We start from the raw sequence: 14,174 nt of genomic DNA on the forward strand, positions 1-14,174 counted from the left end.
GGCCGCTCGCCCGAGCACGTGCTTCTCGCCCAGAAGCGCCGGGAGGACCGGATCCGCGCGTGGGTCCGCAGCGTCGTCCGCCGGGCTGGCGCGAGGCCTACGACGCCAGCCCGTCCGGCCGGCCCGCGCCGGCGTCCGCCGCGTCCAGGGACTCCCGGGCCGTCGAGGGAGCCCGCTGTTCGCGGTGGCCTCGACGGTCAGGATCGCCTCGGTCGGTGAGCGTCAGCTGGGCTGGTACGGCGCGACGACGACCTCGACCCGCTGGAACTCCTTGAGGTCGGAGTAGCCGGTCGTCGCCATCGAGCGGCGCAGGGCGCCGATGAGGTTCGCCGTGCCGTCGGCGCCGGTCGCCGGGCCGTAGAGGACCTGCTCGAGGGTGCCGACGGTGCCGACCTCGACGCGGCGGCCGCGCGGCAGCTGCGGGTGGTGCGCCTCCGCGCCCCAGTGCCAGCCGCCGCCCGGAGCGTCGGTCGCGCGCGCCAGCGCCGAGCCGAGCATCACGGCGTCCGCGCCCACCGCGACGGCCTTCACGATGTCGCCGGAGGTGCCGAGGCCGCCGTCCGCGATGACGTGCACGTAGCGTCCGCCCGACTCGTCGAGGTAGTCGCGGCGAGCGCCGGCGACATCGGCGACCGCGGTCGCCATCGGAGCCTGGATGCCGAGCGTCGTGCGGGTGGTGGAGGCGGCACCGCCGCCGAACCCGACGAGGACACCCGCGGCGCCCGTGCGCATGAGGTGCAGGGCCGCGGTGTAGGTGGAGGCGCCGCCGACGATGACGGGCACGTCGAGCTCGTAGATGAACTTCTTGAGGTTCAGCGGCTCGGTGTCGCGCGAGACGTGCTCGGCCGAGACGGTCGTGCCGCGGATGACGAACACGTCGACCCCGGCGTCGACGACGGTCTGGTACAGCTCCGCGGTCCGCTGGGGCGACAGGGCCCCGGCGACGGTCACGCCCGCGGCGCGGATCTCGGCCAGGCGCGCGGTCACCAGCTCGGGGCGGATCGGAGCGGAGTAGATCTCCTGCATCCGCTGCGTCGCGGTCTCGGCCGGAAGCCGGCGGATCTCCTCGAGCAGCGGCTCCGGGTCCTCGTACCGCGTCCACAGACCCTCGAGGTCGAGGACGCCCAGCGCCCCCAGATGCCCGAGCCGGATCGCCGTCGCCGGCGACACCACCGAGTCCATCGGCGCGGCGAGGATCGGCGTCGCGAACTGGTACGCGTCGATCGACCACTTCACCGACACGACCTCGGGGTCGCGCGTCCGGCGGCTCGGGACGACGGCGATGTCGTCGAAGGCGTACGCGCGGCGGGCGCGCTTGGCGCGCCCGATCTCGATCTCCATGACGCTGAGTTTACTGTGGCTCGCTCCTCGCTCCGCTCGTCGCTCGCCCGCCGTCGGCCCGAGCGGGCGGTCGCGTTCCGCAGAGCGTCCTGCGTCCGCGCTACGCCGATCCGCTGGAACGCGGATCGCCGGTTACCGCTGAGCGGTGTCAGCTGTGGCTCGCTCCTCGCTCCGCTTGCCGCTCGCCGCTCGCCCGCGGTCGGCCCGAGCGGATGGTCGCGGTCCGCGGAGCGTCCCGCGTCCGCGCTACGACGATCCGCTCGCACGCGGACCGCCGGCTACCGCTCAGCGGCGTCAGCCGCGGCTCGCTCCTCGCTCCGCTCGCCGCCCGCCCGCGGTCGGCCCGAGCTAACGGTCGCGTTCCACAGAGCGTCCTACGTCCGCGCTACGCCGATCCGCCGGAAAGCGGATAGCCGGTCATCTCTCCCACCTTGCACGGGACGCCCTGATCGCTTGCCCGCGATCGGCCCGGGCGAGTGGCCACTTTCCGCAGAGGCGTACGCCCGCGCGTCGACGATCCGGCGGAACGATCGCCGGTCACCGCTCCTACCGGGCTCCTCACCGGGCCGCGATCGACGCGAGCGGGCGCACTCCACCAACAGGTGAAGCCTGCGCGGCCGCCACCACCATTCGCTGCAAGGCGGGAAGCCCGTCCCCACTCCGTCGCGCTCGCGCGCGGCGCACGACCACTCCCCCGTCGGCACAGGCGGAAGCCTCCCCCCGCAGTCGCGGCGGCGCCTCGCGCCGCTCGCGCTGCGTACCCCGCCCCTCAGCCGAGGACCGGTGCTCGTCTCCCGGAGGGAGGCGGCGGATCGGGATCGCGGCCCCTCCGGCGTGGTGGGCGTATGGGCCGCAGGCCCATCGGGCAGAGGGGCCGCGATCCCGATCCGCCGCCGGCCCCACCAGACCTCTCAGCGCCGGTAGTTCGGCGCCTCCACCACCATCTGCACATCGTGCGGGTGCGACTCCTTCAGCCCGGCCGCCGTGATGCGCACGAACTTCCCGCGCTCCTTCAGCTCGGGGATGGTGCGCGCTCCGACGTAGAACATCGACTGACGGAGCCCGCCGGCGAGCTGGTACGCCACGTTCGCGAGCGGGCCGCGATAGGGCACCTGGCCCTCGATGCCCTCGGCGATCAGCTTGTCGTCGGTGGGCACGTCGGACTGGAAGTAGCGGTCCTTCGAGTAGGAGGTCCGCTCGCCGCGGGTCTGCAGGGCGCCGAGGGAGCCCATCCCGCGGTAGGTCTTGAACTGCTTGCCGTTCTGGAACACGAGGTCGCCGGGGCTCTCCTCGCAGCCCGCGAGGAGCGAGCCGAGCATCACGGTGTCGGCGCCGGCGACGAGCGCCTTGGCGATGTCGCCGGAGTACTGGAGGCCGCCGTCGGCGATCACCGGCACGCCGGACTCGCGCGCGGCGAGGGACGCCTCGTAGACCGCGGTGACCTGCGGGACTCCGACGCCGGCGACGACGCGGGTGGTGCAGATCGAGCCGGGGCCGACGCCGACCTTGATGGCGTCGGCGCCCGCGTCGACGAGGGCCTGCGCCCCGGAGCGGGTCGCGACGTTGCCGCCGATGACGTCGACGCCGGCGAACGCGGAGTCGGACTTCAGGCGGCGGATGATGTCGAGCACGCCGGCGGAGTCGCCGTTGGCGGTGTCGACGACGATCACGTCGACGCCCGCGTCGAGCAGGGCGGTGGCGCGCTGCCAGGCGTCGCCGAAGAAGCCGATCGCGGCGCCGACCCGGAGGCGGCCCTCGTCGTCCTTCGTGGCGTTGGGGTACTGCTCCGACTTGTCGAAGTCCTTGACCGTGATGAGGCCGGCGAGCTTGCCCTGCGCGTCGACGAGCGGCAGCTTCTCGATCTTGTGCTGCGCGAAGAGGGCGATGACCTCGCTGTCGGGGATGCCGACGCGGCCCGTGATCAGGCCGGTGCTGGTCATCACGTCGCGGACGAGCGTGGTCGCCTTCTCGAACGGCGAGACGAAGCGCATGTCGCGGTTGGTGATGATGCCCACGAGCACGCCGGTGGAGTCGACGACGGGGAGGCCGCTGATCCGGTACTGGCCGCAGAGGTCGTCGACCTGGGCGACGGTGGCGTCCGGGGTGGTGGTGACGGGGTTCGAGACCATGCCCGACTCGCTCCGCTTCACCCGGTCGACCTGGTCGGCCTGGTCGGCGATCGAGAGGTTGCGGTGCAGGACGCCGAGGCCGCCCTGGCGGGCCATCGCGATCGCCATGCGCGCCTCGGTGACGGTGTCCATCGCCGCGGAGAGCAACGGGGTCGCCACGCTGATGCGCTTGGTGAGACGGGAGGCCGTGTCGGCCTCGCTCGGGATGACGTCGGTGTGCCCCGGGAGGAGCATGACGTCGTCGTAGGTGAGTCCGAGGAATCCGAAGGGATCCGGCTGGTCCATCAATGCCCCTTAGCAGGTCGAGTGCGGGAGCCCGGAGAGGACGGGAGGAGTCCGCTCACGAGCGCCACGGTTGTTCGATCTTAAGCGCCGTGAGGCCCGCGGTATTCCTCGACGGCGCGGCCGCCGGGCCGCGGATGGGCGCTGGAGCGCTCTCCTCTCCCTCATAATGTCGTCACGCGTAAGTGCGGACGGTGAAACACCGCCGACACATGCGGAACGTATGGTCAACCAACGTTGTTTGACGACGGCGATTCGGGCGTGCCCGGAGACCCCATCCGTCTGTGCACCCTGACGAGAGGTAGACGTCTTGCTCACAGCCAGCCGTTCGATGCGCCGCCAGCGCTCGACGACCCTGCATCCGACGGACCGGGAGGCGCCCCGTGGATAGGAGACGCCCGAGGCTCCGAGACCGGCTCCTGGCCCTGGGTCTGCTCGCCGCGACCCTCACCGGGATCGCCGCGGCGGCCCCCGCCGCACTCGCCGCCACCACCGCCGACCAGTCGATCATCGCCTGGGTCCGCGTGCAGGGGACGAACGAGAACCTGACGGGGGTGACCGTCGAGATCGGCGGCGACGCCTCCGCGACCGTGACCACCGGCGAGGACGGCCGGGCCACGTTCCCCCTCGACGCCGCGGGCACCTACACGGTGACCGTCGACGAGGAGTCCCTGCCCGCCGACAAGGGCTACCCCGCCGCGGGTCAGAACCCGAAGCAGGTGAAGATCGTCGCCTCGCAGAACCAGATCGTCAACTTCATCGTCTCGACGGCCAACCCGAAGGGCTCCGGAGCGACCGTCCCGGTCCCGACGGACTCCGCGGCTCCGACGAGCCCCGCGACCGAGGGCACGACCGGCAACGACGCGACGAACCCCGACGGCACGTCCAATGCGGTGAACCAGCCGGTGTCGGCCGACACGTTCTGGATCATCTTCTGGCCGAAGGTCGTCACCGGCCTGATCTTCGGGCTCCTGATCGCCCTCGCGGCGATCGGCGCCTCGCTGATCTACGGCGTGACCGGCCTGAACAACTTCGCCCACGGCGAGCTGGTCACCTTCGGCGCGCTGATGGCATACCTCTTCTCCGGGGTCTTCGGACTCCCGGCGCTGCTGGCCATCCCGATCGCGGTGATCCTCGGCGGGGCCTTCGGCTTCGTCCAGGACGGACTGCTCTGGAAGCCGCTGCGGAAGAAGGGCATCCAGCTCATCCCGCTGATGATCGTGACGATCGGCCTCTCGCTGGCCCTGCGCTACGTGTTCGTCTTCTTCTTCGGAGCCGACCGCCTCTCGCTCCCCAACAGCACCGCTCCGTTCTTCACGGTGCCGGAGCTCGGGATCAGCCTGAAGTTCACCGACATCGTCGGCGCCGTCGTCGGCGTCGTCTGCATCGTCGCCGTGGCCTACGTCCTCACGAAGACGAAGATCGGCAAGGCGATGCGGGCGGTCTCGGACAACCGGGCCCTCGCCTCCGCCTCGGGCATCAACGTCGAGCGCGTCATCCGCGTCGTCTGGGTGATGTCGGGCGCTCTCGCCGCGCTGGCGGGCGTCTACATCGGCTACTACCAGTCGCTGCGCTGGGACACGGGAGCGTCGATCCTGCTGCTGATCTTCGCGGCGATCACGCTCGGCGGACTCGGCTCCGCCTACGGCGCGCTGGTCGGCTCGCTCATCATCGGACTGATGATGAACATCTCGACGATCTGGATCCCGGAGAACCTCAAGTACGTGGCTCCGCTCGTTCTCATGATCATCATCCTCCTGGTCAGGCCGCAGGGAATCCTGGGCCGCAAGGAACGGATCGGCTAGGACACCATGAACCTCAACTTCATCTGGCTGGCGATCGGGCAGATCGTCGATCCCACTGTCGCCGCGTACGCGCTGGCGACCATCGGCCTGGTCATCCACTTCGGATTCACGGGGCTGCTCAACTTCGGACAGGCCGGCTTCATGGCAGTGGGCGGCTACGCCTTCGCCATCACCTCGGTCAAGTTCGAATGGCCCGTCTGGGGCTCCTTCCTCGCGACGATCGTCGCGGCGACCGTCTTCGCGCTCATCCTGGGCATCCCGACGCTGCGGCTGCGGGCCGACTACCTCTCGATCGTCACGATCGCGGCGGCGGAGATCATCCGGCTCTCGGTCAAGACCCCCGAGTTCTCGGCGATCACCGGCGGCTCGGAGGGCATCAACGGCGCGGCGAAGGCGTTCAACGACCTCAACCCGCTCCCCGAGGGCCGCTGGGGCATCGGCGTCCTCACCTACAGCCAGGACCAGTGGTGGGTGCGGATCGTCGGCTGGGGCCTCGTGCTCCTGGCCTGCCTCCTGGTGTTCCTCCTGATGCGCAGCCCCTGGGGCCGCGTCATCAAGGGCATCCGCGAGGACGAGGACGCCGTGCGCTCGCTCGGCAAGAACGTCTTCTCGTACAAGATCCAGGCGCTCATCCTGGGCGGCGTGCTCGGAGGCCTCGCAGGAGCGCTGTTCATCCTCCCCCGCTCGCTCCAGCCCGACAACTACGGCACCCAGCTCACGTTCTTCCTCTACACGATCATGCTGCTGGGCGGCGCCGCGACGGTCTTCGGACCCGTCGTCGGCTCGATCATCTTCTGGGTCGTCCTCGGTCTGACCGACGGACTGCTCACGCTCGGGATCGACACCGGGGTCCTCAACAACGACCTCATCCGCCTCACCACCGTGCAGACCGGACCCATCCGGTTCATCGTGGTGGGGGTAGCCCTCATGCTCCTGGTGATCTTCAGACCCCAGGGGATCTTCGGCAAGAAGAAGGATCTGCACTTTGCCTAAGACGCCGGTCTCGGACATCACCGAGGAAGCAATCGTCCCCGGGGTCAGGAAGAAGGACCCCATCGTCGTCGCCGACAACGTCAGCCGCCGCTTCGGCGGCCTGACCGCGGTCGACGTCGAGCACCTCGAGATCCCCCGCGGATCCATCACCGCCCTGATCGGCCCGAACGGGGCCGGAAAGACCACGTTCTTCAACCTGCTGACGGGCTTCGACAAGCCCAACACCGGCAAGTGGAACTTCAAGGGCAAGAACCTCGCCAACGTCCCGGCCTACCGGGTGTCGCGGATGGGCATGGTGCGCACGTTCCAGCTCACCAAGGCGCTCGGCGGCATGACGGTGCTCGAGAACATGCTGCTCGGCGCGAAGGGGCAGAAGGGCGAGAACATCTTCACCTCGCTCATCCGCCCGCTGTGGTCGAAGGAGGAGGACTCGATCGAGCAGCGCGCGATCCGCCTGCTCGAGAAGTTCAAGCTGGACACCAAGCGGGACGACTACGCGTCGAGCCTGTCGGGCGGCCAGAAGAAGCTGCTCGAGATGGCGCGGGCGCTGATGTCGGAGCCCGAGCTCGTCATGCTCGACGAGCCGATGGCCGGGGTGAACCCGGCGCTGACGCAGTCGCTCCTGGGTCACATCGTGAACCTGAAGGACGAGGGCATGACCGTGCTCTTCGTCGAGCACGACATGCACATGGTCAACACGATCGCCGACTGGGTGATCGTGATGGCCGAGGGCAAGGTCGTCGCCGAGGGCCCGCCCTCGACCGTGATGAACGACCCGGCCGTCATCGACGCGTACCTGGGCGCGCACCACGACACCGACCTGGGCACGATCGAGGGCCAGCTCGAGATCGCCGAGGAGATGGACTCCGACCTCGTCCGCGAGGACGTGGAGCGGCAGGCGGAGCAGGCCGGCGTCCCGACGCCCGGCCACGACGCTCCGGCCGCCGGAACGGCGTCCCCGTCGGCCTCCGCGCCGACGAGCGTCGCCCCGACGACCGACGCCCCGGCCGTCGAATTCGAGAAGGACGAGAGATGACCGCCGACACGACGACTCCGAACACCCTCGAGACGCACGATCTGCACGCGGGCTACGTGCCGGGGGTCAACATCCTCAACGGCTCGAACGTCTACGTGAAGCGCGGCGAGCTCGTCGGGATCATCGGCCCGAACGGCGCCGGCAAGTCGACGCTGCTGAAGGCGATGTTCGGCCTGGTCAACATCCGCCAGGGCACCGTCCTGCTGAACGGCGAGGACATCACCGGCCTCAAGGCCGACAAGCTGGTGTCCAAGGGCGTGGGCTTCGTGCCGCAGAACAACAACGTCTTCCCGTCGCTCACCATCGAGGAGAACCTCGAGATGGGCATGTACCAGAAGCCGAAGCTGTACAAGGAGCGGCTCGAGTTCGTCACCGAGCTCTTCCCGGAGCTCAGCAAGCGGCTCAAGCAGCGCTCGGGGTCGCTCTCGGGCGGTGAGCGCCAGATGGTGGCGATGTCGCGGGCTCTGATGATGGACCCGTCGATGCTGCTGCTCGACGAGCCCAGCGCCGGCCTGTCCCCGATGCGGCAGGACGAGACCTTCGTCAACGTGCAGCGGATCAACCGCGCGGGCGTCTCGATCATGATCGTCGAGCAGAACGCGCGGCGGGCGCTGCAGATCTGCGACCGCGGCTACGTCCTCGACCAGGGCCGCGACGCCTACGAGGGCGCGGGCCGGGAGCTGATGAACGATCCGAAGGTCATCGAGCTCTACCTGGGCACGCTCGCGACGACCAACGAGGTCACCACGAGCACCCCGACCGTCGGCGGCTGACCCCCGCTGCGAAGGGCCCGTCGTCTCCGGACGGCGGGCCCTTCGTCGTTGCCGGGGCGCGGAGCGGGCGCGAGCGGGGCCGAGGGGCCGGTGCGGCTCCGGGGCGGAGGCGGGGCCGCTCGCCCAGGGCGCCGTGCCGCTCGGAGACCACTCGGAGCAGGGCGGGAAAGCTGTCGCAGTGCCCGTTCACGCGCCGGCAAGGGGTGCCGCAGAAGGGAGGCGGGGGGCCGCTCTCCCGGCGCGGACAGGCCTTCACCGGTCTCTCCGCGATGCCCGCCGAACCCCCGGGAAGTCGGCGGAACGGCGGGCCGGACCCTCGGTCTCCTGTCCGCGGGACGAGGGCAGGACAGCGAGAGTCTCTCCGCACCAGCGACACCCACGAGGGGGACAGGATATCGCCCTGCCTGCCGTAGTTTTGGGTACACGGGACAGCCCTGCAGGGGGACGTCCCGCTCCCCTCTCCCCCGGTAGGGACCGCGATCGGCCGCCGATCTCCTCCCCTCCCCGCAGCGCCTCGAGCGCCGCGTCGTCCGCCTCGAAGGAGCCGACCATGAAGAGATACACCCCCGCCCCTGTGGAACTCGGAGCCGGCTTCGGCACCGGTGCGATCGGCGACTACGAGCGCTGGCGCGTCGTCGGCGTCTACGCCCAGGTCGTCATCGCCGAGACCACCGGCGGCAAGCGCCGCAACTACAGCCGTTCCTTCGTCACGTACCGCCTGGCGCAGGAGGCGGAGCTGCTCCGCGCCTCCTAGGCCCTCCGCACTCCACGAGCGCGCGTCCTCCCACTGGAGGGCGCGCGCTTCTGCGTTCCCGTTCGACGTCGTCGCTCCCGCCCGCGGTTCGGCAGGGCGCCCCCTCGAGGCCGGGAGAGGCGCTCGGAGGCGCGTACAGGCCGTCAGAGCCGCTCCTCCTCCCGGGTGGCTCCTCGACGCCACGCCGGGCCCTGGACGCCGCGGAGCCGTCCGCCCGCACCCGACAGCGGCCACCCTCCCGGACGACCGCCGCGCCTCGCTGCGTCCGCACGACCGGCGCGTCTCCTGCTCTCCGCTCCGGGAACGGCGGAGGGGCCCGGTCCGAAGACCGAGCCCCTCAGGGATGCGGCAGGAGCCGCGTCACCGCGTCGTCAGTTCAGCGAACCCTCGACGGTCTCCTTGAAGGAGGTGGTGTTGCCCGTGCCGTACTTGTAGATCGAGACCGAGGCCTCGCTGGTGTCGCCGTTCTCGTCGAACGAGATCGGGCCGGAGAGGCCGTCGTAGTCGACGTCCTCGCCGTCGGCGATGAGCTTCGCGCAGTCGGCGAAGGTCGTGCACTTGGTGCCGCCCTCCGAGACCGACATGAGGTTGTCGCGGATGGTCGCACCGTCCGTCGCCTTGCCCTGGAGCGCGGCGAGAGCGGTCAGGACCGTGGCGTCGTACGACTCCGGCGCGTAGCTGAACACGGTCAGCGCGTCGTTGCCCTGCGACTCGACGAGCGACTGCAGCTTGCCCTGGAAGTCCTCGGACGCCTGGACGCCCGGGTTGGTGAACTGGGCGCCGGCGATGTCGACGTTGGTGTCGGACTCGCCGATGACGCCGTAGTTGCCGTCCGTGCCGTAGAGCTTCGAGAAGTCGAAGCCCTTGGCCGAGAGCTGCTCCGCGATGGTCTTGATCTCGTCGAACGAGATGACGACCAGCGCGTCGGGGTTCGGGGCGAGGACCGAGGTCAGCGCCGAGTTGAAGTCGGTCGAGGCCGGCTCGAAGATCTCCTCGGCCGCGACGGATGCTCCGCCCGCCTCGAGGGTCTCCTTGATGTTCTTCTCGAGGCCGGTGCCGTACGCGTCGTTCATGTACAGGATCGAGACGTTGGTCTTGCCGTCGCCGAGGATCTTGTTGCCGAGGATTCGGCCCTGGAGCACGTCCGAGGGAGCGGTGCGCCAGTAGTAGCCGTCGTCGTCGTAGGTCGTGAAGTCCGGCGAGGTGTTGGCCGGCGAGATCTGGACGACGCCCGCCTGGGTCACCTGGTCGATGAAGGTCTTCGAGACGCCCGAGGACGCCGCGCCGATGATGGCCGAGACGTTGTCGGCGATGAGGGACGTGGCCGACTGCGTCGCGATGTCGGTCGTGGTGTCGCCCGAGTCCTTCTGCTCCACGTCGATCGTGATGCCGGCCTTGGCGTCGTTGATGTCGACGACCGCCTGGTCGACGCCCGCGATCTCGGGCGGGCCGAGGACGGCGAGGGTGCCGGTCTGCGGGAGGATCGTGCCGATCTTGAGGGACAGGTCGCCCGAGCCGCTGTCGCCGCTCGATCCGCTGTCGCCGCCGCCGGCGCAGCCGGCGAGGACGAGAGCGCTGGCGCCCAGAATGGCGACGCCGCCGAGGGTTGCCCGGAGGGACCGCGCGCGGGCCGAGCCGGCCTTCGCGTAAACGCCCATGTTGCTCCTTGAGAGGTGTGTGTCAGTGGGAGCGGCGCCGGTGGCAACCGCTCGGCCAACCTAACCTTCGAAGCAGCCGTGAACAATACAGGGGTGTTACCAATACGTTTCGCGACCGGATCGTTACCATTCCGCTGTCGCGCCGCGCCAGGACGACGCGTTCCGCAGATCAGACGGAGGATCGGCGCCGTCTGCGCTCCGCGGCGACGAGGTCGCCTGAGAAGATCGCCAGGGCGGCCCACACCAGCGCGAAGCCGATCCAGCGCTCGAGCGGCATCTCCTCGTGCAGGACGAAGGCCCCGACGAGGAACTGCAGGAACGGCGTCAGGTACTGCACGAAGCCGACGATCGACAGCGGGAGGCGCCGGGCGGCGCCCGCGAACAGGAGCAGCGGGACGGCCGTGACGATCCCGGCCGAGGCGAGGATGAGGGCGTGCCCCGTCCCCTCCGTCGTCAGGGTCAGCCCCACCGTGGAGCCGACGACCGCCAGCTGCACCACGGCGAGCGGCGTCAGCCAGAGCGTCTCGAGCGTCAGCCCGCCGACCGCGTCCACCGTGCCGCCGACGCGGCTCTTCACCAGGCCGTAGAGGCCGAACGAGAAGGCGAGGGCGAGCGAGATCCACGGGAAGGATCCGTAGCCCACCGCGATGACCAGCACCGCGACCGCGCTGACGCCCATCGCGGCCCACTGCAGTGGCCGGAGGCGCTCGCGCAGCACCAGGACGCCCAGCAGCACCGTGACCAGCGGGTTCATGAAGTAGCCCAGGGCCGCCTCGATGACATGGCCCGTGGTCGTGGCGATCACGTAGACCTGCCAGTTGACGTAGATGAGCACGCCCGCGATCGCCATCACGCCGAGCAGGCGGGGGCGGCGCAGCAGCGCGCCGAAGGAGCGCCAGCCGCGGAGGACCGTGAGCAGGATCACGCAGAAGACGAGCGAGAAGAGCACCCGGAACGCGACGATCTCGAACGGCGAGGCCGGCGCCATCGCGATGAAGTAGAGGGGCATCGCACCCCAGAGCAGGTAGGCCGAGAACGCGAACAGCAGCCCCGTGCCGGACATCCCGCCCGGGCGTCCCGCCGCTCCGAGCGCCTCCACTCCTTCGCCGACGGGCACGTCCGAAGGGGACGGCGAGACGGCCTCGGCAGGGGTGCGGGAGCTGGTCACTCCCCCGATGCTACGCAGGCGCGGGGTGGGAGGACGGCCCCGCAGCGGGCGGATCAGGCCACTGGTCGCGAGGAGGACCGGGAACGACGGAAGGGCCCGCCGACCGAGGTCGACGGGCCCTTCCGAGGGATGCTGCCTAGCGGACGACGACCGCGAGGACGTCGCGAGCGGAGAGGACCAGCAGGTCCTCGCCACCGAACTTGACCTCGGTTCCGCCGTACTTGGAGTAGATCACCTTGTCGCCGACGGCGACGTCGAGCGGCACGCGGTTGCCGTTGTCGTCGATGCGACCGGGTCCGACGGCGACGACCTCGCCCTCCTGCGGCTTCTCCTTGGCGGTATCGGGGATGACGAGACCGGAAGCGGTCACCTGCTCCGCCTCGACCTGCTTGATGACGATGCGATCTTCGAGCGGCTTGATGGACACCGACACGGTTGACCTCTTTCTTGACGACGATGTGGGCGGAACGCGGTTCTGGCACACACGCTCCGAGAGTGCTAGATCCATCGTAGGGGCTCCGCTGGCACTCGTGCAATCAGAGTGCCAAGCGGAGCGGCGGACCCGCCGGGAGGCCGTGGCCTACCATGGCCGGATGCGACGCGACGAGCTGGTCGAGCTCCTCTCCCCCGAGGGCCTCCGGCTCCTCGACTCCCTCGACGGCTACCGGTCCGACGACCTGGTGCGGGCCGTGGCACGCCTCCGGGCCGCCGGCCACTCCCCCGTCCTCGTCGCCGCGGTGCTCACCCAAGCGAGGCTCCGGCAGAAGGCGGAGGCGAAGTTCGGAGAGTTCGCCCGCTCGATGCTCTTCACGGACGCGGGACTCGAGCAGGCGACGCGGCTGCGCGTCGCCGCCCTGCACGCCGGCCGGTTCGCCGCGGCGGGAGCGGCGCGCGTCGCCGACCTCGGCAGCGGGATCGGCGGCGACGCCCTCGCGATGGCCGCGATCGACCTGGCGGTCACCGCCGTCGAGGCCGACGAGGTCACCGCGACCCTGGCCAGCTTCAACCTCGCCCCGTTCCCCGCGGCGAGCGCCGTGCACTCGACGGCCGAGGCCTTCGACCTCGACGGCTTCGACGCCGTCTACCTGGACCCGGCACGCCGCACGGCCGGCCACCGCGAGACCCGCCGGCTCGACGATCCGGACGACTACTCCCCCTCCCTCGACTTCGCGTTCGGCCTGGCCGAGCACCGTCCCGTGGGCGTGAAGGTGGGTCCCGGCTTCGACCGCGAGCGCCTGCCGCGGGACGCCGAGGCGCAGTGGGTCTCGGTCGACGGGGAGCTGGTCGAGACCGGGATCTGGTTCGGTTCTCTGGCGCGCCCGGGCGTGCGCCGCTCCGCTCTGCTGCTCGGCGCGGCCGGCTCCTCCGAGCTCACCGCGGCGGGCGACAGCGAGGACGAGGAGGTCGGCCCCCTCGGCGCGTTCGTGCACGAGCCGGACGGTTCCGCGATCCGCGCGCGCCTCCTGGGCGAGCTCGCGCGCTCCAGCGGCTCGCGGATGCTCTCGCCCGGCATCGCCTATCTGACGGGCGACGATGCGGCCGCCTCGCCCTTCCTCCGCAGCTTCCGGGTCCTCGCCGAGCTGCCGCTGGACGAGCGCACGCTGGCGAAGGAGCTGCGCACCCGCGGCATCGGCGTGCTCGAGATTAAGAAGCGCGGGGTGGACGTCGACCCCGCCCGCTTCCGCAAGCGGCTGGGCCTCTCCGGCACCGGCAGCGCGGTGCTGATCCTGACGCGGATCGCCGGGCGCCACCGCGCGCTGCTCGCGGAGCGCGTCGAGCGGCCCGCGCCGGCTCAGTAGCCGGAGGTGCCGGCGGCGAGGGCGACCACGACGAAGACGAGGAAGACCGCCAGGTAGATCAGCGAGACGGCGATGCCGGCGAACCCGGTGATGATCGCGGTCAGCGCGAAGCCGCGCGCGGCCGGCTCGCGCCGGCGTCCGAGGAAGCCGAGCACGACGGCCGGAGCCGACAGCAGGAAGCCGAAACCGGCGGCGAAGAGCGTGATGACCAGGCCGACGATGCCGAGGATCATCCCGACGAGGCTCAGCGTGCGGGGGACGACGGGCGCCGGAGCGGCCGCGTAGGCGGCGGGGTGGCCGGGCGCGGAGGAGTAGGCGGGCGCCGAGGGGTACGCGGGCGGCGGCGGCGGCGACCCGTAGGCCGGCGGCGCGGAGTCGGCGAGCGGCACCGACGGCTGCGACGCGGCCGAGGGCGGAGCGGGCGGAGCCGGGGGGA

General features: G+C 70.7%; 12 protein-coding genes. 6 read left to right on the plus strand and 6 right to left on the minus strand.

Going from position 1 to position 14,174, the window contains the following annotated elements; all coding sequences use genetic code 11:
* Positions 1 to 222: 222 nt before the first annotated feature.
* Entirely contained in the window at positions 223 to 1,341 is a 1,119-nt protein-coding gene (locus C5C29_RS14400; RefSeq protein ID WP_104224734.1) for a GuaB3 family IMP dehydrogenase-related protein, read from the minus strand.
* Positions 1,342 to 2,252: 911 nt separating this feature from the next.
* Positions 2,253 to 3,755 carry an IMP dehydrogenase gene (gene guaB, locus C5C29_RS14405; protein ID WP_104224733.1) on the minus strand — a complete coding sequence of 501 codons (1,503 nt, stop codon included), beginning with the start codon at positions 3,753 to 3,755 and terminating at the stop codon, positions 2,253 to 2,255.
* 380 nt (positions 3,756 to 4,135) lie between these two features.
* On the opposite strand from guaB, the gene C5C29_RS14410 reads away from it, so the two are divergent.
* The 5 genes from C5C29_RS14410 to C5C29_RS14430 all read left to right on the plus strand — a co-directional run bounded on the left by C5C29_RS14410 (position 4,136) and on the right by C5C29_RS14430 (position 9,113).
* Positions 4,136 to 5,557, plus strand: coding sequence for a branched-chain amino acid ABC transporter permease (locus C5C29_RS14410; RefSeq protein ID WP_104224732.1), 1,422 nt, complete (start codon positions 4,136 to 4,138; stop codon positions 5,555 to 5,557).
* 6 nt (positions 5,558 to 5,563) lie between these two features.
* Entirely contained in the window at positions 5,564 to 6,550 is a 987-nt protein-coding gene (locus tag C5C29_RS14415) for a branched-chain amino acid ABC transporter permease (RefSeq protein WP_104224731.1), read from the plus strand.
* A complete protein-coding gene (locus C5C29_RS14420; RefSeq protein ID WP_104224730.1) occupies positions 6,543 to 7,586 on the plus strand; it encodes an ABC transporter ATP-binding protein in 1,044 nt (347 codons plus the stop codon). The genes C5C29_RS14415 and C5C29_RS14420 overlap by 8 nt, the downstream gene beginning before the upstream one ends.
* Positions 7,583 to 8,359 (plus strand): ABC transporter ATP-binding protein, encoded by a 777-nt coding sequence (locus C5C29_RS14425; protein WP_104224729.1) that lies wholly within the window; start codon positions 7,583 to 7,585, stop codon positions 8,357 to 8,359. The genes C5C29_RS14420 and C5C29_RS14425 overlap by 4 nt, the downstream gene beginning before the upstream one ends.
* Before the next feature lie 550 nt (positions 8,360 to 8,909).
* A complete protein-coding gene (locus tag C5C29_RS14430) occupies positions 8,910 to 9,113 on the plus strand; it encodes a hypothetical protein (RefSeq protein WP_146076626.1) in 204 nt (67 codons plus the stop codon).
* Positions 9,114 to 9,484: 371 nt separating this feature from the next.
* Here the strand turns inward: C5C29_RS14430 and C5C29_RS14435 are convergent, their stop codons facing one another.
* The 3 genes from C5C29_RS14435 to groES all read right to left on the minus strand — a co-directional run bounded on the left by C5C29_RS14435 (position 9,485) and on the right by groES (position 12,372).
* Positions 9,485 to 10,771 carry an ABC transporter substrate-binding protein gene (locus tag C5C29_RS14435; RefSeq protein WP_104224727.1) on the minus strand — a complete coding sequence of 429 codons (1,287 nt, stop codon included), beginning with the start codon at positions 10,769 to 10,771 and terminating at the stop codon, positions 9,485 to 9,487.
* 169 nt (positions 10,772 to 10,940) lie between these two features.
* Positions 10,941 to 11,834, minus strand: a complete 894-nt coding sequence (gene rarD / locus C5C29_RS14440) for an EamA family transporter RarD (RefSeq protein WP_104224726.1) — start codon at positions 11,832 to 11,834, stop codon at positions 10,941 to 10,943.
* A 241-nt stretch (positions 11,835 to 12,075) separates the two neighbouring features.
* Positions 12,076 to 12,372, minus strand: coding sequence for a co-chaperone GroES (gene groES / locus C5C29_RS14445; RefSeq protein ID WP_097167691.1), 297 nt, complete (start codon positions 12,370 to 12,372; stop codon positions 12,076 to 12,078).
* Positions 12,373 to 12,532: 160 nt separating this feature from the next.
* Between groES and C5C29_RS14450 the strand changes: the two genes are divergently transcribed.
* Entirely contained in the window at positions 12,533 to 13,738 is a 1,206-nt protein-coding gene (locus C5C29_RS14450) for an SAM-dependent methyltransferase (RefSeq protein ID WP_104224725.1), read from the plus strand.
* Here the strand turns inward: C5C29_RS14450 and C5C29_RS17235 are convergent.
* The coding region (locus C5C29_RS17235) for a hypothetical protein (protein WP_104308505.1) at positions 13,732 to 14,174 on the minus strand (443 nt) is incomplete at its 5' end. The genes C5C29_RS14450 and C5C29_RS17235 overlap by 7 nt on opposite strands.

The sequence above is a fragment of the Rathayibacter sp. AY1H2 genome, from assembly GCF_002931985.1.
Classification (GTDB): domain Bacteria; phylum Actinomycetota; class Actinomycetes; order Actinomycetales; family Microbacteriaceae; genus Rathayibacter.

What these genes read in the sequence shown, in the direction of transcription:
- C5C29_RS14415 (WP_104224731.1), top strand. Translation starts at nt 5,564, where the DNA reads ATGAACCTCAACTTCATCTGGCTGGCGATCGGGCAGATCGTCGATCCC.
- C5C29_RS14425 (WP_104224729.1), top strand. Translation starts at nt 7,583, where the DNA reads ATGACCGCCGACACGACGACTCCGAACACCCTCGAGACGCACGATCTG.
- C5C29_RS14435 (WP_104224727.1), bottom strand. Translation starts at nt 10,771, where the DNA reads ATGGGCGTTTACGCGAAGGCCGGCTCGGCCCGCGCGCGGTCCCTCCGG.
- guaB (WP_104224733.1), bottom strand. Translation starts at nt 3,755, where the DNA reads ATGGACCAGCCGGATCCCTTCGGATTCCTCGGACTCACCTACGACGAC.
- C5C29_RS14400 (WP_104224734.1), bottom strand. Translation starts at nt 1,341, where the DNA reads ATGGAGATCGAGATCGGGCGCGCCAAGCGCGCCCGCCGCGCGTACGCC.
- C5C29_RS14450 (WP_104224725.1), top strand. Translation starts at nt 12,533, where the DNA reads ATGCGACGCGACGAGCTGGTCGAGCTCCTCTCCCCCGAGGGCCTCCGG.
- C5C29_RS14430 (WP_146076626.1), top strand. Translation starts at nt 8,910, where the DNA reads ATGAAGAGATACACCCCCGCCCCTGTGGAACTCGGAGCCGGCTTCGGC.
- rarD (WP_104224726.1), bottom strand. Translation starts at nt 11,834, where the DNA reads ATGTCCGGCACGGGGCTGCTGTTCGCGTTCTCGGCCTACCTGCTCTGG.